The sequence below is a fragment of the Aerococcus loyolae genome, assembly GCF_002871915.2.
Lineage (GTDB): Bacteria > Bacillota > Bacilli > Lactobacillales > Aerococcaceae > Aerococcus > Aerococcus loyolae.
Genome location: NZ_CP126958.1, coordinates 277,408 through 301,772 on the forward strand (window position 1 = coordinate 277,408; position 24,365 = coordinate 301,772).

Here is a 24,365-nt window from a genome sequence, read left to right on the forward strand (position 1 = left end):
AGCGAGCTAAGGAGGATGTTGATGGAAAGAGAAGCTAGAATCCAGGCGATGGAAAACCATGCCGATCAAGTGGCCGCTTTACTTGCTGATTTTTCTAAGTCTCTAGAGGCATATGCTAAGGGCCAAGCTGCCGTAAATAAACTTAGCGACTATTATGGGAGTGAAGAATGGTATCGTGATTTTGAGGCTTCTAACCAGGGAGCTCTTCCTAGTGACTTAAAATGTGGTGTGCTTTCTGAGGATCAAGTCTATAATTTACTTACAGATAACTATGATTTAGCTATCCGTATGCTAGAAATAGCCACACAAGTTATTAAAAATTATTAAGAATAAAGAGGGTAGTCATGTTAAATTTTTTTAAGCGCTTAAATGTTTCTCAAAAGATTGCTTTTTCTTTTATGAGTGTGATTTTAGTAGGGTCCTTACTCTTATCCCTACCGATCGCCCATACGGCGACTTCTACTGCAACTTATTTAGACCATTTGTTTATATCGGTATCAGCCGTTTGTGTGACTGGTTTATGGACCGAATCCATTTATGATTCTTATAATATTATCGGACAAATGGTGATGCTAGCCCTGATCCAAACGGGTGGCTTGGGCTTGATGACTATTATTGGGTCCATCTACCATACCATTGGGCAAAACATTGGTTTGAAAAATCAAATAGCCACTGGCGCGGCCCTTAACCACAGTGAAAATTACAAAATTGGCGACTTCCTAACCCGAATTATTCGCTATACAGCGATTATTGAGGGGACTGGCTTTATCTTACTGTCGACCTACTTTGTGCCTCGTTTCGGCTGGGCTAAGGGGCTCTGGAATGGTCTTTTTACAGCCATCTCAGCTTTCTGTAATGCGGGTTTTGATATTATGGGAAACAATTCCCTAATTGACCTAAAGACAGTCCCGGTATTAAATTGGACCATCATGGCCCTCATCGTCCTGGGGGGGATTGGGTTCAGTGTTTGGTTTGATATTACTAATCAAATCAAAAATTATGCTAAGAAAAGTAATGGGCGTAAACTGAGTTTTTATTTTAAACACTTAAGTCCCCACACCAAGTTAGTTCTTATTGTCACAGGTTTGGTTATTCTGATTGGCGCTTCTTTATTTTTACTGGTTGAGTGGGATAATCCTGGTACCATTGGGCCGTTATCGCTTGGAGATAAGATTATGACTGCCTTTTTCCAAACCATCACTATGCGTACTGCCGGCTTTGCTACCGTGGATTACACGGCCTGTCGTCCCGTGTCCTTGTTGATCTTTGTTCTAACCATGTTCATTGGTGGGGGCGCCGGGGGTACTGCCGGTGGGTTAAAGGTAACCACCTTTGCTTTAACCATCATGTTAGCCTTGCGCGAGGTGCGGCAAATTAAGCATGTCAATTTTGACCGGCATACGATTCCAGATGCTGCGGTTCGTCAATCTTTTACCATAGCTTTAATGTATGTTAGTGCACTCTTCATTGGGTCGGCCTTATTATTAACTTTTGATCCAGGCCAGCGCTACTTACACTTGTTATTTGAAGCCATTTCAGCCTTGGCGACAGTTGGGGTCTCTGCTGGCTTGACGCCTAACCTTTCCCTAGCTAGTCATATTGTTTTAATGTTATTAATGTTTGTTGGCCGTATTGGTCCGATGACTATGGCTTTAAGTTTGAGACGGAATCGGAACAATTATGATATTCGCTATGCGAAGACCAATATTCTTATTGGGTAGATTAGAAAGAAATAAAAATAATAGGATAAGGGAGTCATTATGAGTAAAGCAAATCGTGTTATTGGTGTTATGGGCTTAGGTCTCTTTGGATCTGCCTTGGTTAAGCGGCTAGCGACCAAGGGGATTGATGTGATTGCTTGTGACCGTATGGAAAAACATGTCAACGACTTGGAAGATTGTCTAACTATAGGTAGTGTAGGAGACTTTACTGACCTCGACTTTATGCGAGAAGCTGGTTTTGGAAATTGCGATATTATTGTGATTGGAACCGGGGAAAACCTCGAGGCTGCTGTTCTCGGTGTGATTAACTGTCAAGAATTAGGGGTCAACCACATTATCTGTAAGGCTAAAAACCAACGTTTTGCCCAAGCCTTGTTAGCGCTAGGAGTTTCGCGAGTGATTCTTCCTGAAGAGGAATCAGGTTACCATATTGCCGATGTTATCAGCCGCCAATCCATTGAAGACCTGATTAATTTGGATGAAGAAACCGCTATTGTTGAATTCCGGGCTCCGGAAAAATGGGTCAATGTCACTTTGGATGAATTAGATGTCAGACAGAAGTACGATCTCAATATTATCGGGATTAGGAAACATCTAAAGGAAACCCTAAATACCCAATTCCAACCGGATTATCGTTTTGCTAAAGACGATATTATCGTGGCTGTAGCCAATAATGAAAAATTTGATCAAATTGATTACTTAGAACGTTTATAATAAGCAAAAAAACAGGCCACGGCCTGTTTTTTTGTTTTTATTGGTAATAGAGATTTTCATTAGGGAAGACAGGGTCATTAGTGACATCGATACCTAAACTCTTTAAGGTTTTTTCATTGTCTTTAGTGAGTATGTAGGTTGAGTGAGCTTGGGTGCCGTCCAGGGCTTTTAATTGGTCATAAGCCATTTGGGCGGTTGGATTGGTTGACGCTGAAATAGCTAGGGCAATGAGTAATTCATTGGCAGTTAGGATCGGTGTCCGGTCACTTAAAGGACCAGTTTTGAGTTCTTGGATGGTTTGTAAAATAAGTGGTGATAGAAGGTTAATCGGGTCAGCGATGCCAGCCAGTACTTTTAGGCTGTTTAGGATGACTGCACCTGATGCATCCATCAGGTCACTGCTACGCCCAGTAACAATTTGACCATCATCTAAAGCCAAGGCCATGACGGGTTGGTCTTCTTCGGAATTGAAGCGGTCTTGGACTTCTTTTGCATATTGGCGGGCTTCTTTGACAGGAATGCGATCTTCTTGCTTGAGATTAGAATCTTCCATAATTAATTGCATCCGTGACAAGGCTTCTTCATCGACCAGACCACTCTTATAATCGTTTTCTGTTTGGAAGGAACGTCGGATGATTTCTTCATTAGCTGCCTGACGGACCACTTCATCATCAATAATGCCAGCCTTGACACAGTTCACACCCATGTCGGTAGGGGATTGGTAGACGGTTTCATGGGTAATGCTTTGTAAGATGCGGCGGATGACTGGGAACATCTTTAAGTCGCGGTTGTAATTAACAGCGACTTCCCCATAGGCATCGTAGTGATAATTATCAATCATATTGACATCTTTTAAGTCCACCGTAGCTGCTTCATAGGCAATATTAACGGGATGGTTGAGGGGGAGGTTCCAGACTGGGAAGGTTTCAAATTTGGCGTAAGATGCCCGGACCCCACGTTTCCATTCATGGTAGAGCTGGTTAAGGCAGGTGGCTAGTTTCCCAGAGCCGGCACCTGGACCAGAGACAACCACAATCGGTTTTGTGGTTTCAATATAAGGATTGACTTCAAAACCATTTTCCCCTAAAAGGTCAACGTTAGTGGGGTAGCCTTTAATTTCTTGGTGGGTGTAGACCTTAATCCCCCGTCGTTCGAGATTATGCATAAAGTTTGTGGCATTCGCCTCACCATGATAGCGGGTGATAAGGACACTGTTAACAGAAATATCTAAGGCATGGTATTCGTCGATTAAACGTAAGACTTCAAGGTCATAAGTGATGCCATAGTCGCCCCGCATCTTGTTACTTTCAATGTCTCCAGCATAGACACAGATAATAATTTCAGCTTGATCCTTCATTCTCTCCAAGAGTTTCAATTTGGCATCTTCATCGAAACCTGGAAGGACCCGTTTGGCGTGCTTATCGCCGATTAATTTTCCCCCAAATTCCAGGTAGAGCTTGTCCTTGCCTTCAACGCGCTTAAAGATATACTTTGACTGTTCTTCAAGATACTTTTTAGTGTCAAAACCAATTTTACCCATACTCTTACACTCACTTTCTCTTTTTTATTAACGATCAAGTGATCGTTACTTGTCTCGGTTCATGTGTCAGTCCAACAAATGAACACCTACAATATGATACACGAAAAAGCTCGCTTGCACAGTAGAAAAAAATAATTCTCGTAAAATATTAGTCAAAAACGATAAAAAGCAAAGACTGATTCCCCTTATTTCAAGCTTTTGGCACAGAAAAATCAGCTTTGCTTTAAATGATTTTATCAATTAGGCTTAGTTAGCTTTTGTTTTATAATTAAAGTTTGGTATCTTTTGCCAGCGGTCCTTAAGGAGACGAACCACCATTTTTGGTTCCCTGGCCCGGTTAAAGATACCTTTTTTGTTGCCTTGAACCCGTTGGACGCCAACCTTGGTTTGAAAGTCAGCGAAATTCCAGAGTTGCTCGCCGACAAAGTTATCCACCTGGTCAAAGACTCGAGACATCATGACATAGTAGTCCCATTGGAATTCTTCCGTGAAGGGTTGGCGCTCGATGGCGTGGAGGCCAGCAACCGTATCAACCCCGTATTCGGTATACATGATGGGTTTATCTGGATAGAGGGCTTGCCAGTCTTGTAATTCTTTTAAGCTCAAGTCCTCGGCTAAGTCAAAATCAGCGGTTTGGGTATACCAACCGCAATAGCGGTTAAGGCAGATGACATCAACCAGGTCAGAACATTGGTCAGTATCCGGTGTGGCTAAGAGGATATTGATCATGGTTAAAGGACGTTTTTGGGGGTCGAGGGACCGGGCCAAGTCAAAGAGCGGAGCAAAATAATCGTGGGCTTCAGGATTGAAAGTGGCTGCTTCGTTAGCCAAGGACCACATCACTACACAAGCGTGGTTTTTATCTCTTTGAATCAATTCGCGGATAACTTGTTCATGGGCGGCTTGGGTATCGAGTTCTTGGAAAGTGTCATCGCGGTAAGTTTTTGGGTCAAAGTTAGACATATTAAAACCAAAGGAGGACATAATTCCCACCCCGGTGGTTTCATCGATAACGACAATCCCTTCCCGGTCACAGACTTGCATCATTTCCTCGGAATAAGGGTAGTGTGAGGTGCGGATGGAGTTAGCTCCCATGCTCTTTAAGAGGTTAATATCCAAGACATTATACACAGGATCAAAACCACGACCATGGGCGTAGCTATCTTCGTGTTTACCACACCCCTTGAAATAGAAGGGTTCTTGGTTAATTAGAAATTGGCCATTTTTGACTTCTACCTTGCGAATCCCAAAGTCTTGCCGGTAAGTGTCCACCAGTTGTCCGTCTTGGTAGAGGTCGACTTGGGCAGTGTAGAGATAGGCATTGAGTGGTTGCCAGAGCTGGGGTTGGTCTAGGTAAAATTCACTCTCATTAGCCTTTCCCTCGGCAACTATCTTTTCAGCTTCATCGTAAATGCTTATTTGATAAGACAGTTCATCAATAACCTGAGAATCAATCGAAACATCGAAGCTAACTTTAGCTTGGTCTAAGGAATCATTTAAGTCAGGCAAGATGGTGAGGTCAGTTAAGCGGGCAGCTTTAGAGCTGGTATAGATGACAATGGAACGGTTAAGCCCAGCGTAATTGAAGAAATCAAAGTTCTCATCCAATTCTCGTTGGATCTTTCCTTGGGCATCTTTCCTTTCATGGTAGTGCCCCACGGGTAGGGTGGTGTGGTCAAGAATATTGGAAAGCAGGACAGTTAAACGGTTAGGCTCAGTAAAAGAAACCGCGTCTGTAATCTTACACTCAAAGGGAGTAAAGCCCCCTCGGTGGTGGGCCACTTCTTGACCATTGACAAAAACCCAGGCCTCATGGGTTGCCGAACCGAAGCGGAGAAAAATATCTTGGTCAGCTAAAGTCTTGGGGAGGCTGAAGTCCCTTTGATAGTAAAAGTAGCCGACATGGTTGCGAATGGCTGGGTCAGCTACTTGGTCATTGAAGGAGGCGGGGACCGCAATACTTTGCCAATGGTCTAAGGGGTCCTTAGGATCGTAACTTTCTTGGTCTTCTTTAATGCGGAAGCGCCAAGTGCCATCCAGTGATAGGACACTACGACATGAGTTAGTTTGTGGATATAACATCTTCATTTCCTTTCTATGGATTTTCTCTTAACAGGCCTCTTGGTCAGGGTTAGAAAAAAATCTTCTTGTTATTACTTTAACAGGCCTTTTGTAGAAACAGAAATAAAAGCGCCAATAAAAAACAAATCGTAATATTTACGATTTACTATTGACTTCGATCGGAAGAATCGATAATATAAATCGTAAGAGTTACGATTTAAAAAATAAGAGGAGGAAATCAAGTGAAAAAATCGGTTAAAAGCCTAGTCTTTAGCATGCTTTTACTCGCTTTATTAGTGCTTACTGGTGCTTGTACGAAGAATACTGGGGATAAAGAAGTCAAGGGGCTAAATATTGTCACCAGTTTTTACCCAATTTATGAAATGACCCGGGCGGTTTCGGGAGACTTGAATACTGTGCAAATGATTCAAAGTGGAGCGGGGATTCATTCCTTTGAACCCTCAGCTAATGATATTGCTGCCATTGAAAAGGCAGATGTCTTCGTTTATCATTCGCGGACCTTGGAAGGTTGGGCCAAGAACCTTAAGGAAAACCTGAAAGATTCTCCAGTCAAAGTTATCGAAGGGTCAGAAAACTTAACTTTAGACAAGGTTCCTGGCTTAGAAGACCTCGACCCTGGTCAAGAAGTCGATGAAAAAACGCTCTATGATCCCCACTCCTGGCTTGATCCGGTACTTGTCGGTCAAGAGGTGCAAAGTATTGCTAAGCAATTAAGTGCGATTGATCCTGACCATGCAGCAATCTATCAAAAGAACGCTGACGACTATCAAGCCCAGGCCCAAGACCTAGTGGATAAATACCAAGATCAATTTAAAGAGCTCAAGCAAAAAACCTTTGTCACTCAGCACACGGCCTTTTCTTATTTAGCTAATCGCTTTGGCTTACGGCAATTAGGCATATCGGGGATCTCGCCAGAACAAGAACCAAGTGCCCAACAAATGGCTGAAATTCAAGACTTTGTAAAAACTTACCAGGTCAAGACCATTTTCGTTGAACCGCAAGTTTCTACTAAAATTGCTGAGGTCATTTCCCAAGCGACGGGGGCTCAATTGGATACCCTAAGTCCCTTGGAAGCTGACCCCCAAAATGACAAAGGACTCTTAGGAAATATCGAGATGAATTTACAAACCCTTTTGAAGCATTTACAAGAGGATAAAAAATAGAAAGTGAGTGAATAATTGTGGAGAAGAAAAACATTAAGCAAGCCATTCTGGCTTGTTCAGCCTCAGCGCTCTTATTAGGAGGGGGCTATTATTGGGGCTACTCCCAGGGGCATTCAGGCAATGAATCGACGATTAATTATGTGGCTGACCAAGGTCTAGGAAAAGATGGGGCTGAAGTCAAGAAATTGTCTAATGCAGATGATGAAATCGAAGCAGAACAAATCGTGGTCAAGATCACTGATGATGGCTATGTTACTTCTCACGGTGACCATTTTCATTATTACAATGGTAAGGTTCCTTATGATGCCATTATTAGTGAAGAATTGATTATGCGAGACCCCAACTACAAACTCCGTCAAGAAGATATCGTTAACGAAGTTCGGGATGGCTATATCATTAAGGTTAATGGAAAATATTATCTCTATCTAAAAGATCCTAATAAGGCCGTTAATGTGCGGACCAAGGAAGAAATTGAAGAGCAAAGAAAACTGCACAATGTTAAAGAAGACGGTAGCCACGGAGGACATGCTATGACTAAAGCTGAGGCCCAAGCTGTCCAAGCAGCTAAAGCCCAAGGGCGTTATACCACCGATGATGGCTATGTCTTTACCGTGGGTAGCATTGTACAAGATACTGGGGATGCTTATATTTGTGCCCATGGCGACCACTTCCACTATGTACCTAAGGCAGATCTTTCTCCAGCAGAACGGGCGGCCGCAGCGGCCTATATGGCTGGAAGATCAGGATCTTCCCAGCCAGGATCAGCGGGCCCTTCGCATAGTAGTGGACAAAGCATCGTTAGCCAACGTTTAAATAATAGTCCTTATGCTGGTCTGGTACATGGGAATAATAGCTGGCAAAATCCACAGGGATCAACGGGTCAAATAAGCCCTCAACATCAAGCCAACCAGCAATCCTCCCAAGCCAGTCAGGGACAACGGCCTGGTTTAGACGGTTTATTAGACCAACTTTATAAGCTGCCAATGAATCAACGCCATGTGGAGTCCGATGGCTTAGTTTTTGATCCGGTCAAAGTCACCAAAAGAAACAATTTCGGCTATGTGCTTCCCCATGGGGACCACTTCCATATTATTCCTTTTGACCAACTATCTGATTTAGAAATTGCGGCCACTGAAGCTTATTTAAAGGCTGGAAACTACCACTACCAAGCGCCTAAAGACCATTCAAAAACGACAGTGTCTAATAAAAAATCGCAAACGGGGTCTCAGCCTGAGAAAAAAGAGCCAGCAGGACAGAAAGCCCAAGAGCATGGCCAAGGCAATAAAGATCAAGGGAAGGATCTGTCTCCCTTAGAAGAAGCGCGACGTCAGGGACGTTATACTACCGATGATGGTTATATTTTCACCCCTGAATCTATTGTTTCCGACCAAGGCGATGGCTATATCTGTAAGCACGGTGATCACTTCCACTATGTGCCTAAGGGTGATTTAAGTGCTAATGAACGCGCCCAAGCCAAGGCATATCTTAATAAGAGTAGTGGACAAGCGGAATCGAAGCAAGAGCAGACCGAAAAGATCATTAGACCCTTAGACCCAGTTCGCCCGCAAGTGAATAAACCAAGTTTTAAACCTAGCCAAATCGATCACTCTCAAGAAAATAAAGGACAAGTGCAAAAAGATCTAAAGCAAAGTCAGGCAAATACTCAAAAAACGCTAGAGCAAATGTTGGACGAACTCTACGCCCTTCCGCTAGAAGAACGCCATAGGGAAGGGGATGGCTTGTTATTCGATCCGATGAAAGTGACACGCAAGACCAATTTTGGCTATGTTCATCCCCATGGTGACCATCATCATGTGATTCCTTTGCAAGAATTATCCGCTCTTGAAATTGCTGCAACGGAGGCTCATCTCAACAATCCTTCTTATATTTACCAAACTGGGAAAACAGGTCAGGAAAGTAAGCCTTCAAACTCTCCTGGTGAAGAGATAAATAGTCAAAAAGATGAGTCTAAAAACCAAGCCAGCCAGGTGGACGATAGCCAAGAGGAGAAAGACCAAGATAAGGTAAACTTCCTTGCTCTAGCTCAAAAAATCGTTAAATCCGCCAAAGGGAAAGATCATAAAGCCTATACTACTGATGATGGCTATCGCTTTAGTCCAGAGTCGATCGTAGAGTACGACAGTAACGGTTTTATCACCCAACACGGTGATCACAGTCACTATGTTCCCTTTGCTGATTTGGATGATGAAGAGATTCGTCAAGCACAAGATTATGTAAATAGTGGAAAAAAGGAAATTAAGCGTGTGGAAGGCAGTCAGGATTCCGCTGATGTAATCGATAAGAAACTTTCTTTAATCGCTTTGGAGAGTGGCGTTAAGAAGGCCGATCTTAAAGTGACCGGCAATAAAGTCATTGTTCCTCATGGTAACCATAGCCATATGAAGAATTTATCGGACTATCCTTCCTACTTAAGAGCGAGCGATTTTTCTACTGCTCAAGAATATAAAGACTATATTTTAGGTTTAAAATTGAGTCAGTTCAAATTGGAACATGGTCTCCAAGATAAAGAGGTTATACGTGATGGTGACCAGTTACTTGCTGTTCTTGCGGATAAAACGATTGCTAAAAAACTCGATGAGATTGCTTTGCCAATCGACTATGAAGGAGTTTCATTTAGCTCTTCTAAAAATAACCAAGATGAAAATAAGAAAAAGCTTGTAGCAGAGGAGCCAAAAGCTACCACTATTCCTGAAGGCCTCTTTACCCCTCAGCAATTGGCTGCAGTGAATATACAAATGGCCTATCCGGAAAGAGAAGAAAATGGGGCTTTCCTGGTTTACCATATTGACCACTGGCACAAAATCGAAGATATCCATTTAAATGCTTGGTTTAACCAAGATAAGGAGAAAATCGAAAAGGCTAAGGCAAGTATGCGTTATTTAATCGCTCATCCTGAAGCAAAAATGCCGCCTAAAAATGGTTTTGGTGTCCCTCATAAACAATCGGCGGATGACAAGGATTTCTATGTAAGCTTTAATGGTAAAAAGTATAAGGCTTTCGGTAAGGGGCTCCAGCCAGGACCTTATAATACTGGATCTGAAGGCTATGTGTTCAGTAAAGATAATATCTTAGGGGTGGATGACCATGGTGTGACCACCGAGCACCGAGCTAACGGCCATGCCCATACCCACTATATTGAATTTGGCGAATTAAAGGGCTATGAACTTGCCCAAGTGGAAGAATGGATGGAAGAGCAGGGAATAGCAGTTGAAAAGACTAAGGATCAAAGCCCTCAAATCGATCCGGAAAGTGTTGTGCCTGACAAGCGTGATGACCGTTACGTCTTCGAAGCTGACAATGGCAAGGAATTTTATGTCTATCCATTTGAATTAAGACCGGACCAAATTGCTGCAGTCGAAGCGGTCTTAGCTAGAAAAACACTTGATCCTCAAGCAGTGATAAGCAAGGATGGCGCTGGTTACCACTTTAAAGTAAATGGAAAGTCCGTGGTCTACCCAGCTGAAGCTTTATCCGATTACCAAGTTGAAAAAATTGAACGGCAACTTTTCTTGAAGAATTTCCAAGCAGATAAAGTGCTTAGCCGCTTTTCACGCGGATACCTCTTCCAATTTGGCCAAGGCAACCAGTACTTCAGTCAGTCTGAACTCTCAAAAGAACAGATTGCCGCGGTAGAAGAAGTCTTGCAGCAAAGAAATAGCAAGGTCCCAGAAAAAGACCAAGCCACCGATTCAAAAGCAGCTGCCGAGCAAAAAACCGATGCTGAACGGATTGAAACGGCAAAAGAAGCCTTTCTCGCTACGCATGGCTTTAACCCTGAAGAAGTAAAATCCAGAACTGCTGGAGGCTACATCTTTGAAATCTTCGGCACTGAATATAAGCTGACAGTTTATAAGCCAGAATCCGGACAGGCTAAAAAGGCCAGTGAATTAAGTCCTGACCAAGTTGCTGCAGTGGAAGCTGTGCTCAAATCTCGTGAGCAAGAAAAGGCCAACTTAACTTCTGAAAGCAATCACAATCAGTCCTTAGGTCATAGTGAGGACAAGCATCCAGTAGCAGAAAAGCTGCTTCCTGAAGCAGTAAATTCAGAAAATACTGAAGTCGAAACAATTGATAATAAACAAGTCTTACCAGAAAATAGTGAGACCAACCTGACCACTGAGGTCAAGGCAGCAGACTAAGCAGAGAAAATTCAGGTTTTATCGCTAAGGAGTTTCTTGAAGTCGTGATACTAAGGTGAGGCACTCCCGCTAAAGTTAACTTGAAACAAGCTAAAACTTTAGGGGGAGTTTTTTGTAGGTTCTTCTCTTATCAACCGCTTTCATTATCAGTTAAATTTGCTATAATAAGCTCTGGTAAGCTTTATTAAATATAAATTGTCATGAGAGGAAGGAAAACAATGATTTTTGTAGATAATAATAATCACTACGATGCTTCGGTTAATATTGCCTTGGAGACTTATTTGGTTGAAAACCGCCTAGTCGATGAACCTATCTTGCTATTTTATATCAATGACCCTTCGATTATTATTGGCCGCAACCAAAATACTTATGAAGAGATTAACCAACGTTATGTGGATGAGCATAATATCCAAGTGGTTCGTCGCATGTCAGGTGGGGGAGCGGTTTATCATGACCGGGGCAACTTTTCCTTCTGCTTTATTAAAGATGATGATGGCAGTTTCCGTGACTTTGCTTCCTTTACGAAACCGGTGATCGATGCCCTCCATAAGATGGGGGTGGAAGGCGCTGCCCTAAAGGGTCGTAATGACTTAGTGATTGGCGACCAAAAATTTTCCGGTAACGCTATGTACGCTAAGGATGGTCGGATGACGGCTCATGGGACCATTCTATTTGATGCGGATTTGAATGAGGTCAACAATGCCCTTAAACCTCGTAAGGAAAAATTCGAATCTAAAGGGATTAAGTCGGTTCGTTCACGGGTAACCAATATCAAACCCTTTGTCGACGAAGAGTATAAGAACCTCTCCACAGAAGAATTCCGTGACCGGATTCTACTAGAAATCTTTGGAGTTGAGTCCCGTGAAGAAGTTCCTGAGCTAAAATTAACCCCTGAAATTTGGCAAGGAGTAATGGATTTGCGGGCTGAAAGGATGGGAAATTGGGACTGGAATTATGGACAATCCCCTGACTTTGATATCCAAGGTTCACATAAATTCCCCTTTGGTTTTGTGGACTTGCGATTGAATGTTTCTAAGGGAGTCATTAGCCAAGCGAAGATCTACGGGGACTTCTTCGGTCTAGGAGAAATTTCTGATGTGGAAGAAGCCTTGGATGGTGTCAAATACGACCGTCAAGCCATGGTTGATGCCCTAAGTGATCTAGACCTAAATAAATATCTCGGCGATATCACTGCGGAAGAATTAGTGGATATTGTATTCCAAGAAGCCTAGCCACACTAGCCTGGGGATATTTTGAGGAAAAACTGTGAAAGATCCTCAATAAACGAGCGGATTGTGGATAAAAACTGAATAATTAAACTGGAGCTGTGATTAAGTGGAAAAGCTTGCCTAACGGATAGGAAGGCAGTTCCCAGTTACAGCTCCTTTTTTGTGTTTTGATTTCTTTAGAAAGTCTTTAGAATTGCTTGGGAATCTATTGAGAAGCGGCTGGCATAATAAATAGTGTCAAGAAGAGATCAGATATGAAAGTGAGGGATTAGCATGGAAGAAGTGCTAAGAGTTGACCAGCTGACCAAGACTTACGGTAAGCAAGTAGCCTTAGACCAAGTGTCTCTAAGTCTTAAGGCAGGAGAAATCTACGGCTTAATCGGGCGTAATGGGGCAGGGAAAACTACCCTGCTCAAAGCAATTGTCCGTTTGATCAAACCAAGCTCGGGTAAAGTGTCTTTGTTCCATTCGGAAAGTAGTCGGGAGTGGACCAAGGCCTTGGAACGCACCGGGGCAGTCATTGAAAGTCCCGTGGCCTATGACGCCTTAACTGCAGAGCAAAATTTACACTATTATTGTAAATTACGTGGAGTGGTTGATGAGGACAAGGTGGTAAAGGAAACCTTAGACTTGGTTGGCCTGACCCAAGACCGCAAGAAAGCCTATAAATCCTTTTCCATGGGGATGAAACAAAAATTAGGCATTGGGATTGCCTTATTAACCCAGCCTGACCTACTAATTCTCGATGAACCGATCAATGGCTTAGACCCGATTGCCATCAGCCATTTCCGTCAATTAGTTAAACGGCTAAGCCAGGAAAAACAAATGACTATTATCATTTCTAGTCATATTCTTTCTGAACTTTATCAAACAGCTAGCCGCTTTGGCTTCATTAACCAGGGGCGGCTTATCCAAGAAATGACTAAAGAGGAATTTGAGCAAATGAACCGGGAGTATATTGTCTTACAAACCAGTCAAGTGCCCCAGGCTAGCCGTCTATTGTCTGAACAAGGGCAGTCGAATTTTAAAGTGGTGGATGAAGAAACCATCCATATTTTCACCTCTGACCAAAAGATTCAACCTTACATGAAGCTCTTTAGTCAGGCGGATGTGCCTATCGATGCCATTTATTTCTCTCACAAAAATTTGGAGGATTATTTTACTGGCATTGTCGAAGAGAAAGGAGACCAATAGACCATGTTGAGAGCAGATTTTTATCGATTATTTCATAGCAAGGGCTTTTACATTACCCAGCTGGTTTTGATTCTGGTGGTCGCCTTTTGTGTTTGGGATAAGGGTGTTTTTTCGATGACAGTCTCTGAGCAAAACGCTCAGGAAATCGCTCAAAGGACCGAAGTGATCCAAGAAATGGCCTGGACCAGTCACCAAGCCGTGATGGCCATATCAACCATGGCTGCCTTTCTAATCTATTTTTCCCTCCCCCTCTTTTATATGACTGTAGGAGCAGATTTAAATAGTGGGACCTTAAAGAATATTATTAGTAGCGGGATGTCCAGGACCCATTACTTCTTTTCCAAGTATAGTGTTTTCCTGATGGTGACAGTCCTGCAATTCATCTTCTATTACGGGACTACCTACCTGGTAGCGGGCTTTACTAATGGCTTTGATCCCTTAAGCTTAGACTGGCTGGGTAATTTTATCGGGGTATTCTTGGTGCAGTATCTCTCCCTTCAAGGCGTCTTTGCGGTAACGATGCTGGTGATATTCCTAACTCTCTCCAATGTGTGGAGTATCTTAGCGACTATTGTCGTACCCTTGGTGCTAACAGTCGTTCAGATTGCTTACTTTGCTGAAAGTAAAATTTTCGCCTACCTGAATTTCCAAAGCATGCTCAACCAAGCGGGTGCCTTAACCCTGGACAGTGAGTTTTTCTTAGAATTTACTCCCTTAGCCCTCTTAGTAATTGCAGTCTGCCTTTTAATCGCTCTAATATCATTTAAACAGCGTGATTTCTAAAATTAGCTATTGATTAATAAAAAAACCGACCTCTAATTCTGGGGGTCGGTTATTTGTTGTTAATCTGTAAGTTTGCTAGCTGGCCAAGTGATTTGGCTGGTGAAGGTACCTTTTTGGTAGGTCATGCTAAGCTGACCCTTAGTGAGATCGACTAATTCTTGGATGATAAAGAGGCCCAGTCCAGAAGAGAGTTGGTCGTTGGCAAGATTTTCTGCGTAGAAACGTTTGGTTAATTGGTCTAGATGTTGGACGACTTGCTGACTTTGATTCGACAGGGTCAAGCAGACCTCATCCTGGTCTTTTTTGACCTGGATACTTAATGTGGAGTGACCGTGCTTAATTACATTACCCAGTAAATTATCCAGGATCCGGTTCAATAGGTCTGGATTATTGTCAATATAGCAAGCTTCCTCAATAGCTAAGTGAATTTGAAAATCATCATTCAGGCGGTCATAGTAATGGAGTAAGTTTTCCTTTACCACTTGGCTGAGGTCTACTGGCTTCAACTCCACTTGGACTTGTCCTTCAATCAATTTTTGATAGCTGAGTAGTTCTTCTAAACGATAGGCGACTTGGCTGAGATGTTGGTTGATTTTCAATAACTTTTCTTTTTCAACCGGGTCTAAGCTGCCTTCTGAATCCAAGAGCTGCTGGCAGTAGCCGCTGGCAACGGTAAGAGGAGTCCTGATATCATGGGCAATATTATGGATGGCTTGGTCGAGACTATTTTTTTCTTGGAGGTTCTTAATCCGCAAAGTCTGCAAATCGTCGAAGAGCTGGTTGGCTTCCCTAACCACTTGGTGGATGACCTTATCATTCAGGGGACTAGTGAGCAGGCGGTTAGATTGTTCTTTTCGCCGGTAGGCCATGTCCTGGCTTAAATCCCGTAGAGCTTTTTTCATTTTCAGATAGCGGTAGAGCAAGACTAAAAGCAGAATGCTAAGTAGCAGGGTCATTCTTGGTCCCCCCTCGCTAGTCTGACACCGATCCCCCAGATGGTTTCAATATAGTCCTGGCTAGGGTCTAATTGGCTCAATTTCTTACGCAGGTTGGAGAGGTGGGTGTTTAAGGTGTTGTCTTCGGCAATGTATTGCGCCTGCCAGATGGATTCATAGAGGCGCTCTTTAGTGAAAATTTGCTTGGGATGGCTGAGTAATTTGTGAAAGATCTTGGCTTCGATTTTAGTCAGGCGGATAGCCTCTTGGTCGTTATAGATAAGAAACTGCCTAGGATCAAAGTGAATGGCTTGAAAGTCAATGACTTGGTCTGACGGGTCTTTAGTCTGCTGGTGGCTTTGCCGCAATTGCACCGTAATCCGGGCTAAGACTTCTTTATTGTTAAAGGGCTTAGTGATGTAGTCATTGGCTCCTTTTAAGAGGTATTCACTGACCAGGTCTTTATCCCCCAGGGCTGTCAGCATGATGACGGGGATTTGGCTCTTTTGACGAATATAGTCTAGGACTTCGTCACCTTTCTTGCCCGGCAGGAGAATGTCTAGGAGGACGAGGTCAATGTCCTCTTGGTCAAAGAGGCGGATGGCCTCAGTCCCGGAAAAAGCTTGTTGGATTTGATAATCCTGACTTAGGAGATCTTTAAGCATTGTATTAATGTCATCATTGTCTTCCACAATCATGATTTGTTTCATGCAACCACGCCTTTCACTTGATTTTTACCAGTATTGTAACATGGACTAGGCTGATTATTCTCTTATTTCTCAAGCGAAGTTTATAATATAAGGTAGAAAGAGGAGTGATGATCATGTCTTTAACCCTAGCTCAAAGAGAAGAAACTAAACAAGCGCTTAAAACGGCCTTTACAAAGACTGGCTTAAGCAAGCAGGAGCTGGCTGAGGCTTTGAAAACCAGTGAAAGTTACCTGAATCAGGTCTTTCAATTACAAGGTCAACGCTTGGAAGATGCCTGGATCTTAAAAAATTATCTCAATACTTATTTAAGTGAACACCAGCAAGAGCCAGTGTCTTTTCAAGCCTTGGGTGGCGATTATCATGACTATTGGTTCTTGGATGCTGAGTTGATCGAGCGTGGCTTATTAAAGTAAAAAAGCACTCCCACTAGTCGGAGAGCCACTTATTTGCTTAGTGGGTCTTAGTCTAGTGAGAATGCTTGATCAAATGATTTTATTTATTCATTAGGAAGTGACCAGTCTAAATCAGGCCCTAGCGGAACGATACCGTTGGGGTTAATGGTCGGATGACTGGTGTAGTAGTGTTCCTTAATATGGGAGAAGTTTACTGTTTCTTTGACACCCGGCCATTGATAAAGTTTACGGGTGTAGAGCCAAAGGGCGGGATAGTCAGTTAAGTTTCTAATATTACATTTGAAGTGACCGTAATAAACGGAATCAAAACGAACCAAGGTAGTAAAGAGACGCCAATCCGCTTCGGTGATTTGGTCCCCAACTAGGTAATCCTGTTGACTTAAGTGGTTCTCTAAGCGATCTAATTCCTTAAATAACTGGTCCACTTCTTCTTCATAAACGGATTGCTTAGTTGCAAAGCCCGCCTTGTAGACGCCATTATTGACCCTAGGATAAATTTCATCATTCCATTGGTCGATTTCATCACGCAAGTTTTCCGGGTAGTAGTCACCTGCTTTGGCACCAATATCGTCAAAGGCTTGGTTAAACATCCGCATAATTTCGGAAGACTCGTTATTAACAATGGTATCGGTCTTCTTATCATAGAGAACAGGAACTGTGACCCGACCGCTATAATTAGGGTCAACATGGGTATAGATTTGATAGAGATAGTCTGCGTCAAAGAGCGGATCTTTGATAACGCCATCAGCTTCTTCAAAGGTCCAGCCGTTTTCGCCCATATGGGGGTGGACAACCGAGATGGAAACCATATCTTCTAGTCCCTTGAGTGCCCGCATAATGAGGGTACGGCTGGCCCATGGGCAGGCATAGGAGACATAGAGGTGGTAGCGGCCTGCTTCTGCCTTAAAGCCCCCCTCACCAGTAGGACCGGGAGAGCCGTCTTTAGTGATCCAGTTTCTAAATTGGGAGTCTTTGCGGACAAAGTGGCCCCCAGTACTCTCGGTATCGTACCACTTGTCATACCATTTACCGTCAACTAATAATCCCATTGATTAATCGCTCCTTTTACTTGTCTTTAGGTCATATAAGCTTCTTATTAACTATATAAGACCAATCCCTAAATGAAAAATAATTTGCTCCTTTTTCTTGTATGGGTAAAAAACCAAGAAATGATTTAATGTAAGAGAAAATAATGGTAAAATGTTCAGGTACTCAAAGTAATTTAATTAAAAAGGATGATGAATATGTCAAGAGTTGTCGGGACAGTATCACGTGGCCTACGTGCCCCCATCGTAAAAAAAGGTGACGACCTCGCACAAATTGTGGTTGATACAGTTACTCATGCAGCCAAGGAAGCGCCCTTTACCATTCATGATAAGGATATAGTGGCCATTACCGAATCGATCTATGCCAGAGCCCAAGGGAATTATGCTAGCTTGGATGCTGTCGCTAAGGATATCCACCAAAAATTCCAAGCCGAAAGTATCGGTGTGGTATTTCCAATTAATAGCCGTAATCGTTTCTATAACATTCTCCAAGCCGTTGCCCGGGCTACCAAGAAAGTTGTGATCCAACTCTCCTACCCAGCTGATGAAGTGGGTAATGAATTAATCAGTGATGAAGCCCTGGTGAAGTCGGGCGTTAACCCTTGGACAGATACCTTAAGTGAAGCAGAATTTCGTTCGCATTTTGAAGAAATCAAACATAAATTTACTGGGGTAGACTATGTAGCCCTTTACCGCGAATGCGTGGAAAAAGAAGGCGCTGAATGTGAAATCATCTTTTCTAACCAAGCCCAAGCCATTCTTGACTATACCGATTCTGTCCTAGTATCGGATATTCATACCCGTTTCAAAACTGCTCAAGCCGTTAAAGAAGCTGGCGCTAAGACGGTCTATCGTTTAGATGAAATCTTAACCCAGTCAGTCGATGGTTCCGGTTACAATGAAGAATACGGTTTATTAGGGACCAACCTTTCTGGGGACAATGAATTAAAACTTTTCCCGCGTGACTCCAAATCCTTTGTCTATGACGTGCAAAAGCGTTTATTAGAAGCCACTGGCAAAAAAATTGAAGTCATGGTCTATGGAGATGGGGCCTTTAAAGACCCAGTGGGTCATATTTGGGAATTGGCTGACCCCGTCGTTTCCCCTGGCTACACCAGTGGCCTAGAAGGAACCCCTAATGAAGTGAAATTAAAATACTTGGCGGATAATGAGTTCAGTGATCTGAGTGGACAAGCCTTAGAGGATGCCATCACTGACTATATTAGCCAACATGGCGATGTCGATAGAGATGGTAAAAATGTCAGCCTCGGAACGACACCACGACAAATTACTGATTTGGTCGGTTCCTTATCTGACTTAACCAGTGGTAGTGGGGACAAAGGGACCCCGATCGTTTACATCCAAGGTTACTTTGATAATTTATCCAATGAAGATTAATTAACATAACGCGTAAAAGAAAAAGTTCAAGCTGAGAATAACAATCAGCTTGAACTTTTTTCTTGCTTATATTTTTCCCAGTAAGCTTTTGGGGTCATTTGCATAAGAGTATAGAAGCTACGCTTGAGTTTATTTTCATGAATAAATCCCGTCTCTTTGGCGATTTCTTTAAGGTCTTTATCTCCAGCTTGCAAGTGTTGACAGACGCTTTTTATTCGTAGATGGGTAACTAAGTTTTGAAAGTTTCTTTCAGTATAGGCGATAAGTTGACTATTGATATCTTGGGGGCTAAGGGAAAATTTTTGGCTCAGGTGTTCAATTGTAAGAGCATCAGTAAAGTGCCAGAAAGTGAATTCTAATATTTTAGGTTGCAATTCCTTAATGGCTATAGGACTAATGACTTCGACTAATTGCCAGTAGGCCTCACATTCTGCAGGGGTTAAGTGTTGAATCTTTTTGCTATCTTCCTGTATTTCTTGACTAAAGGAATAGTTTAATAGCAGGGAAATTTCTTCTTGATTTAACTCAGTGTTTTCTTGTAAATGAAGCCATTTAAAGACACGGATTCTTTGTAAAACTTCTTTGAAACTGATCCCTACATAAGCTTGTATTCCTGCTTCTAGGGACTGACTGTCCAAGAAAAAGATGTTAGCGACCTCATCTAAATGAAGCGATTTTGAAGCATTGTAGAATAAATAAGCAAATATTTCTTTATAAGAAGGGGTGTAATTACTTATTTGTTGGTTTTCTCTTTGATAGAGGATAATAAACTCTGCTAATTTAAGTAAACTACGAATAGTAGATAAGTCTTGGTGGTCATGAAATAGTTGGTTGGTGTGGGTGGAAATCAGTCCAACCTCTTCACGTAAATCAGTGAGAATCTGTTTGACTTGATAACGCCCCTTAGGGCTTATTTTTTTACAAGGATTATTTTCTAGATAATTGAATAAATCAAATGACTCCTTATCAATATTTAAATAATCTTTCATTAGGAATTTTATGCGATCAAAGTTATAAACGAGTAAATAATAGGTTACTTTTTCGGTTATCTCTACAATTTCAGAAACTTCAAAAGGTAGTAAAGCAATAATATGCCCAGCTTTCATAGTATAGTCAGTATTATTAATTTTTATTTTCCCTTGACCTGAAATAATAATTAAAAACCGCGCTTCTTTATGCAATAAGGGTTTTGTGGGTTTAGAATCTGATTGGATATCCATTGACAAAGCAAATGAATTTTGTCTAAAGTCATCATCGAGTTTATTGGCATATTTTCTCATCACTATCTATGGTTCACTCCCCCTACTATTTTAGCTTATTTAATGGCATGAATAAGATTATTATATACTAAACTTAGCACAAGGAAAATGATAAAAGAAAGCGCTATACTTTGATAATTTATTGATCAACGATATAATAAAAACATATAAAATGGTCGAGATTAAATGAAAAAAGGAGATTGTTATGAGTCATTTATTCGTGAATTGTGAATATGGGATTTCTGGTGACTTAACCCTAGCTGCCTTAGTTGACTTAGGAGCAGACCCGCAATATATCGAAAGCGAGTTAAAGAAATTACCGATTGATGATTTTACCATGTCTTTTAGCAAAAAAGATGAAAAGGGCATTACTGCTAATAAACTTAATTTAAGCTTTACAGAGCTTGATGAAGACCATGATCACCACGGTCACCACCACCATTCGGCTCAAGGAATTTTTCAATTAATTGAGGAAAGTGACCTGGCTGATCGAGTTAAGGAGCGGAGCTTGGCCTTATTTAAAGAGATCGCTCGCGCAGAAGGGAAAATCCATGGCAAGCTAGCTAACGAGATTCATTTTCATGAAGTAGGCGCCATGGACTCCATTATTGATATTATTGGGGTGTGTTTAGCCTTAGAAGACTTGGATGTTGACCACTTAACCTTTTCGAAAGTGCCCACCGGCCATGGCAAGATTGAAATTGCCCATGGGCTTTATCCGGTGCCGGCACCAGCGACTATGGAGATTCTGGTGGGTGTACCTTTATCATCTTTTACTGCAGAAGGTGAATTAACTACCCCAACTGGAGCGGCCTTCGCCAAGGTTTTAGCTGATGATTATGCGGATGTGGTTGAAGGTACTATAGAAAAAATTGGCTATGGGGTGGGGGACCGTGAATTTGACCATCCTAATGTCTTAAGAGTAGCCTTGGTAAAAAAAAACTAGCTGGCACTAGGGAAAAGGTTTCAGTGATTGAGTGCCAAGTCGATGATATGACGGGAGAAGCCTTGGGCTATTTGTTGCGCCTACTAGAGAGCCAGGCAGAAGTTCTTGATGTTTTCTATAGTCCCGTAAAGATGAAAAAAGATCGTCCAGGCGTTCTCATTACGGTCTTAACCCCAAACAAAGATAAGAAAAGCGTTGCTAAAATTTTATTAAAGGAAAGTTCTTCTTTTGGGGTGCGTTACTATGATAGCGAACGTTTGATTTTAGAGAGAGAATTTACCCAAGTGGCCTTATTGGGCGGTTGGCTACAGCTTAAAATCGGATATCTGGATGGAAAGATTATTAAAGTCACTCCAGAATATGATGACTTAGTGAACTTAGCCAGAGACAATCACTTAGCCCTTAGTCAAGTCTATCAAAAGGCCTTGGCGGTTATTGAAGAAAAGTATGGTTCGCAAATAGAATAAGTAAGGAGTAATTATGGAGCAAAAGAAATTGCAGCAATTGGAAAGCCTCTTAAAAGAAATGGGCCAAGTCTGCGTTGCTTTCTCTGGGGGAGTGGATTCAACCCTCCTTTTATATCTTGCTAGAAAATTACTAGGCAAGGAGAATACCTTGGCCATCATTATTCAGTCTGATTTAGTGAGTGAGGCGGATGACCAGGAAGCGCTGGCTCTTGCTCAGGCTATGGATGTGGAAAGTCAGCTTATTCCTGTCAATGAGTTAGAAGATCCTCGTATTCAAAAAAATGATGAAAATATTTGGTATTATAGCAAATTGTTGTTTTACCAAGCCGTTCAAGAGGCTGCTAAGGCTCAAAATAAAGACTATGTCTTGGTGGATGGGATGATTGTTGATGATTTAAACGATTATCGTCCAGGGTTAAAGGCTCGTAAAGAGTTTGATATCAAAAGCCCCTTAATCCTGTGTGGTTTTACTAAAGAAGATGTCCGTCAACTGGCTAAAAAAGAAGGCATTTCGAATTGGAACCGTTCAAGTGGCTGTAGTGTCATTTCACGCTTCCCCACCGGAACACCCCTTAACCCGAAAAATGTCCAGCAAATTCTAGCTGCTGAAGCTTATATGCGCCAAAAGGGTTTTGATCCCGTTCGGGTTCGCTACTACAATGAACTGGCTAAGCTAGAGCTCTCTCCTGACCAGTTCCAACAATTCTTCCAAGAAAAGGACGAGATTTTAGCCCAATTTAAGTATTATGGCTTTAAACATCTCGCCCTAGATGTTGAAGGCTATGTTTATGGAAAACTCAATCGTTAAAACTAATTTATTAAGTGGTATCAATAAAGAGAGATAGAGGAAGGACTTATAATGTTTGATAATTTAGGTGAGAGTAAGGTGGATATTGATCGCGATCATTTAAAGGGTTACCCAGAGATTGTCTATGGTTTGCATAAAACTGCAGGCCAAATCGCCCGGGTGATGCAGTCTTTACTTGACCACGATAAGCCAGTTTTGGTGACCCGGGTGGCTAAAGAAAAATGGGAGGCTATTGGGGCAGATTTTCCACAAGCGGACTATCAAGAAGCTGCGCAAACGATTACCATTGGCCAGTGTGAGAAAATTCCTTATGGCAAGATGGTAATCTTAAATGCAGGAACTTCTGACTTTCCCGTATCAGAGGAAGCCCGGGTGACAGCAGAGTGGATGGGTTGTCAAGTGACCTGCATTTATGATGTTGGCGTGGCCGGTATCCATCGCTTGTTATCCTACCAAGAAGAAATTCGTCAAGCCAACGTGCTTGTAGTCGTTGCAGGCATGGAAGGCGCTTTACCCAGTGTAGTTTCCGGTTTAGTAGAGGCTCCCGTGATTGCTGTACCGACCTCGGTGGGTTACGGGGCAAACTTAGAAGGGATTACGACGCTCTTAGCCATGATTACTTCTTGTTCTTCCGGGATAAGTGTCGTGAATATCGATAATGGCTTCGGTGGAGCCTACCAAGGAGCCTTATTCTTAAAGCAGATCAGCCAATTTGTTAAGGAGAGAGATTAACAGTTTTTATAGATAAGTAGAAGGAGGAGGTGATACGAAGATATAACTTTGTCACTTGTCACTTGCAAAGAAAAGTGAGGAATTATCATGAAAGAAGAAAATCAAACTGCTAATCAGCCAGCTCCCCAGAAGAAGAAAAAGAATAAAAAACTTGGTAATCTACTTTTACTGGTTGTTGCTTTTTTATGGGGCTCATCTCTTACCGTAGTCAAGGGCGCACAGGATTACGTTAATCCAAATATGATTTTAGCGATTCGCTTTTCAGTAGCGGCTTTGGTCTTAGCGATAATTTTTTGGAAAAAAATTCGTGATATGACTAAAGATGATTTAAAAAGTGGGGTAAGTATTGGGGTTTTTCTCTTTATTGCTTATTCTATCCAGACAGTTGGGGTAGGATATACAGATCCCGGTAGATCAGCTTTTCTGTCTGCTTCCTATTGTGTTTTAGTCCCTTTTATTTCCTGGATTGTTTTAAAAAATCGGCCTGATAAATTTAACATGATTGCTGCAGCATTCTGTATTGTAGGAATTTATTTTGTGTCAATGGCTGGAGGTGCTGAAAATTCAGTGCTGGGTCAAGGACGAGAAGCGATCTTAGGTGATGCTTTGGCCTTACTGAGTGGTCTGTTTTTTGCCTCTCATATTGTAGCGGTTACGAAATTTTCTAAGGGCAAGGATCCTTATTTGATGACTATTCTGCAGTTCATTACTGCAGCAGTCTTATCTGGCTTAACGACCTTGTTCTTTGAAGATAACTCCAATCTGGTGATTGGACAGAGAACTTTTTTAGAGTTGGCTTACTTGGCGATCATGTGTACAGCAGTTGCCCTTCTATTTCAAAATGTTGGACAAAAATATACTGACGAAACCAGTGCAGCTTTAATTCTTTCTCTAGAATCAGTCTTTGGTATTTTAATTCCAGTTGCTTTAGGGGTTGAAACCCTAACCGTATACAAGACTATCGGTTTCGTAATGATATTTGTTGCGATCTTAATTTCAGAAACTAAACTGAGCTTCTTATTTTCTGATTCAAAAGAAGAATAATTAATAAAAAGAGTTGATTGG

Annotated in this window: 21 protein-coding genes; 15 read left to right on the top strand and 6 right to left on the bottom strand. The window is 42.0% G+C overall.

Translation table 11 applies throughout. From position 1 onward, the window contains the following. The first annotated feature begins 21 nt into the window (after nt 1-21). The 3 genes from CJ190_RS01230 to CJ190_RS01240 are packed head-to-tail and all read left to right on the top strand — an operon-like array spanning nt 22 to nt 2,435. Complete coding sequence (locus CJ190_RS01230) at nt 22-327, top strand: DUF4298 domain-containing protein (RefSeq protein WP_064292357.1); 306 nt, start codon at nt 22-24, stop codon at nt 325-327. A 17-nt stretch (nt 328-344) separates the two neighbouring features. After that, entirely contained in the window at nt 345-1,721 is a 1,377-nt protein-coding gene (locus CJ190_RS01235; RefSeq protein WP_064292358.1) for a TrkH family potassium uptake protein, read from the top strand. 39 nt (nt 1,722-1,760) lie between these two features. Beyond that, on the top strand, nt 1,761-2,435 hold the full coding sequence (locus CJ190_RS01240) for a potassium channel family protein (RefSeq protein WP_060777688.1): 675 nt from the start codon (nt 1,761-1,763) through the stop codon (nt 2,433-2,435). Nucleotides 2,436-2,472: 37 nt separating this feature from the next. Here the strand turns inward: CJ190_RS01240 and CJ190_RS01245 are convergent, their stop codons facing one another. Together CJ190_RS01245 and uidA are read right to left on the bottom strand one after the other, a co-directional pair. Beyond that, nucleotides 2,473-3,975, bottom strand: coding sequence for a DUF1846 domain-containing protein (locus CJ190_RS01245; protein WP_064292359.1), 1,503 nt, complete (start codon nt 3,973-3,975; stop codon nt 2,473-2,475). Nucleotides 3,976-4,221: 246 nt separating this feature from the next. Continuing rightward, a complete protein-coding gene (uidA, locus tag CJ190_RS01250; protein ID WP_064292360.1) occupies nt 4,222-6,057 on the bottom strand; it encodes a beta-glucuronidase in 1,836 nt (611 codons plus the stop codon). Nucleotides 6,058-6,311: 254 nt separating this feature from the next. Here uidA and CJ190_RS01255 point away from each other — a divergent pair, with 254 nt between their 5' ends. The 5 genes from CJ190_RS01255 to CJ190_RS01275 all read left to right on the top strand — a co-directional run bounded on the left by CJ190_RS01255 (nt 6,312) and on the right by CJ190_RS01275 (nt 14,586). Continuing rightward, nucleotides 6,312-7,220 carry a metal ABC transporter solute-binding protein, Zn/Mn family gene (locus CJ190_RS01255; RefSeq protein WP_064292381.1) on the top strand — a complete coding sequence of 303 codons (909 nt, stop codon included), beginning with the start codon at nt 6,312-6,314 and terminating at the stop codon, nt 7,218-7,220. 47 nt (nt 7,221-7,267) lie between these two features. Next, the gene (locus tag CJ190_RS01260) at nt 7,268-11,380 is read left to right on the top strand and encodes a pneumococcal-type histidine triad protein (protein ID WP_432628852.1); all 4,113 of its coding nucleotides are present in this window, start codon (nt 7,268-7,270) and stop codon (nt 11,378-11,380) included. Nucleotides 11,381-11,598: 218 nt separating this feature from the next. After that, complete coding sequence (locus tag CJ190_RS01265) at nt 11,599-12,612, top strand: lipoate--protein ligase (RefSeq protein WP_064292362.1); 1,014 nt, start codon at nt 11,599-11,601, stop codon at nt 12,610-12,612. Nucleotides 12,613-12,882: 270 nt separating this feature from the next. Then, nucleotides 12,883-13,803 carry an ABC transporter ATP-binding protein gene (locus CJ190_RS01270; protein WP_064292363.1) on the top strand — a complete coding sequence of 307 codons (921 nt, stop codon included), beginning with the start codon at nt 12,883-12,885 and terminating at the stop codon, nt 13,801-13,803. A 3-nt stretch (nt 13,804-13,806) separates the two neighbouring features. Beyond that, nucleotides 13,807-14,586, top strand: coding sequence for an ABC-2 transporter permease (locus tag CJ190_RS01275; protein WP_064292364.1), 780 nt, complete (start codon nt 13,807-13,809; stop codon nt 14,584-14,586). Between the two features lie 59 nt (nt 14,587-14,645). Here the strand turns inward: CJ190_RS01275 and CJ190_RS01280 are convergent, their stop codons facing one another. Then, nucleotides 14,646-15,542 (bottom strand): sensor histidine kinase, encoded by an 897-nt coding sequence (locus CJ190_RS01280; protein WP_064292365.1) that lies wholly within the window; start codon nt 15,540-15,542, stop codon nt 14,646-14,648. Next, nucleotides 15,539-16,231 (bottom strand): response regulator transcription factor, encoded by a 693-nt coding sequence (locus tag CJ190_RS01285; RefSeq protein ID WP_064292366.1) that lies wholly within the window; start codon nt 16,229-16,231, stop codon nt 15,539-15,541. The genes CJ190_RS01280 and CJ190_RS01285 overlap by 4 nt, the downstream gene beginning before the upstream one ends. Nucleotides 16,232-16,344: 113 nt before the next feature. On the opposite strand from CJ190_RS01285, the gene CJ190_RS01290 reads away from it, so the two are divergent. After that, on the top strand, nt 16,345-16,644 hold the full coding sequence (locus CJ190_RS01290; RefSeq protein WP_064292367.1) for a DUF2316 family protein: 300 nt from the start codon (nt 16,345-16,347) through the stop codon (nt 16,642-16,644). An 83-nt stretch (nt 16,645-16,727) separates the two neighbouring features. Here CJ190_RS01290 and CJ190_RS01295 read toward each other — a convergent pair whose 3' ends face one another. Beyond that, complete coding sequence (locus tag CJ190_RS01295; protein ID WP_064292368.1) at nt 16,728-17,693, bottom strand: glutathione S-transferase family protein; 966 nt, start codon at nt 17,691-17,693, stop codon at nt 16,728-16,730. A gap of 195 nt (nt 17,694-17,888) precedes the next feature. On the opposite strand from CJ190_RS01295, the gene CJ190_RS01300 reads away from it, so the two are divergent. Further along, the gene (locus CJ190_RS01300) at nt 17,889-19,088 is read left to right on the top strand and encodes a coenzyme F420-0:L-glutamate ligase (RefSeq protein ID WP_064292369.1); all 1,200 of its coding nucleotides are present in this window, start codon (nt 17,889-17,891) and stop codon (nt 19,086-19,088) included. Nucleotides 19,089-19,132: 44 nt separating this feature from the next. Here the strand turns inward: CJ190_RS01300 and CJ190_RS01305 are convergent, their stop codons facing one another. Next, nucleotides 19,133-20,368: a helix-turn-helix domain-containing protein gene (locus CJ190_RS01305; RefSeq protein ID WP_064292370.1), complete on the bottom strand. Its 1,236-nt coding sequence runs from the start codon at nt 20,366-20,368 to the stop codon at nt 19,133-19,135. Nucleotides 20,369-20,552: 184 nt separating this feature from the next. Between CJ190_RS01305 and larC the strand changes: the two genes are divergently transcribed. The 5 genes from larC to CJ190_RS01330 all read left to right on the top strand — a co-directional run bounded on the left by larC (nt 20,553) and on the right by CJ190_RS01330 (nt 24,344). Then, nucleotides 20,553-21,293 carry a nickel pincer cofactor biosynthesis protein LarC gene (gene larC / locus CJ190_RS09255; protein WP_064292371.1) on the top strand — a complete coding sequence of 247 codons (741 nt, stop codon included), beginning with the start codon at nt 20,553-20,555 and terminating at the stop codon, nt 21,291-21,293. Nucleotides 21,294-21,316: 23 nt separating this feature from the next. Beyond that, nucleotides 21,317-21,760: a nickel pincer cofactor biosynthesis protein LarC2 gene (gene larC2, locus CJ190_RS09260; protein WP_064292372.1), complete on the top strand. Its 444-nt coding sequence runs from the start codon at nt 21,317-21,319 to the stop codon at nt 21,758-21,760. Between the two features lie 13 nt (nt 21,761-21,773). Then, a complete protein-coding gene (gene larE / locus CJ190_RS01320) occupies nt 21,774-22,568 on the top strand; it encodes an ATP-dependent sacrificial sulfur transferase LarE (protein ID WP_064292373.1) in 795 nt (264 codons plus the stop codon). Between the two features lie 51 nt (nt 22,569-22,619). Beyond that, entirely contained in the window at nt 22,620-23,300 is a 681-nt protein-coding gene (gene larB / locus CJ190_RS01325; protein WP_082888610.1) for a nickel pincer cofactor biosynthesis protein LarB, read from the top strand. A gap of 87 nt (nt 23,301-23,387) precedes the next feature. Beyond that, a complete protein-coding gene (locus CJ190_RS01330; RefSeq protein WP_082888611.1) occupies nt 23,388-24,344 on the top strand; it encodes a DMT family transporter in 957 nt (318 codons plus the stop codon). The last annotated feature ends 21 nt before the right edge of the window (nt 24,345-24,365 follow it).

Excerpts from the sequence above, each read along its gene's own strand:
- CJ190_RS01230 (WP_064292357.1), top strand. The coding sequence starts at position 22 with ATGGAAAGAGAAGCTAGAATCCAGGCGATGGAAAACCATGCCGATCAA.
- CJ190_RS01235 (WP_064292358.1), top strand. The coding sequence starts at position 345 with ATGTTAAATTTTTTTAAGCGCTTAAATGTTTCTCAAAAGATTGCTTTT.
- CJ190_RS01240 (WP_060777688.1), top strand. The coding sequence starts at position 1,761 with ATGAGTAAAGCAAATCGTGTTATTGGTGTTATGGGCTTAGGTCTCTTT.
- CJ190_RS01245 (WP_064292359.1), bottom strand. The coding sequence starts at position 3,975 with ATGGGTAAAATTGGTTTTGACACTAAAAAGTATCTTGAAGAACAGTCA.
- uidA (WP_064292360.1), bottom strand. The coding sequence starts at position 6,057 with ATGTTATATCCACAAACTAACTCATGTCGTAGTGTCCTATCACTGGAT.
- CJ190_RS01255 (WP_064292381.1), top strand. The coding sequence starts at position 6,312 with ATGCTTTTACTCGCTTTATTAGTGCTTACTGGTGCTTGTACGAAGAAT.
- CJ190_RS01265 (WP_064292362.1), top strand. The coding sequence starts at position 11,599 with ATGATTTTTGTAGATAATAATAATCACTACGATGCTTCGGTTAATATT.
- CJ190_RS01270 (WP_064292363.1), top strand. The coding sequence starts at position 12,883 with ATGGAAGAAGTGCTAAGAGTTGACCAGCTGACCAAGACTTACGGTAAG.
- CJ190_RS01275 (WP_064292364.1), top strand. The coding sequence starts at position 13,807 with ATGTTGAGAGCAGATTTTTATCGATTATTTCATAGCAAGGGCTTTTAC.
- CJ190_RS01280 (WP_064292365.1), bottom strand. The coding sequence starts at position 15,542 with ATGACCCTGCTACTTAGCATTCTGCTTTTAGTCTTGCTCTACCGCTAT.
- CJ190_RS01285 (WP_064292366.1), bottom strand. The coding sequence starts at position 16,231 with ATGAAACAAATCATGATTGTGGAAGACAATGATGACATTAATACAATG.
- CJ190_RS01290 (WP_064292367.1), top strand. The coding sequence starts at position 16,345 with ATGTCTTTAACCCTAGCTCAAAGAGAAGAAACTAAACAAGCGCTTAAA.
- CJ190_RS01295 (WP_064292368.1), bottom strand. The coding sequence starts at position 17,693 with ATGGGATTATTAGTTGACGGTAAATGGTATGACAAGTGGTACGATACC.
- CJ190_RS01300 (WP_064292369.1), top strand. The coding sequence starts at position 17,889 with ATGTCAAGAGTTGTCGGGACAGTATCACGTGGCCTACGTGCCCCCATC.
- CJ190_RS01305 (WP_064292370.1), bottom strand. The coding sequence starts at position 20,368 with ATGAGAAAATATGCCAATAAACTCGATGATGACTTTAGACAAAATTCA.
- larC (WP_064292371.1), top strand. The coding sequence starts at position 20,553 with ATGAGTCATTTATTCGTGAATTGTGAATATGGGATTTCTGGTGACTTA.
- larE (WP_064292373.1), top strand. The coding sequence starts at position 21,774 with ATGGAGCAAAAGAAATTGCAGCAATTGGAAAGCCTCTTAAAAGAAATG.
- larB (WP_082888610.1), top strand. The coding sequence starts at position 22,620 with ATGTTTGATAATTTAGGTGAGAGTAAGGTGGATATTGATCGCGATCAT.
- CJ190_RS01330 (WP_082888611.1), top strand. The coding sequence starts at position 23,388 with ATGAAAGAAGAAAATCAAACTGCTAATCAGCCAGCTCCCCAGAAGAAG.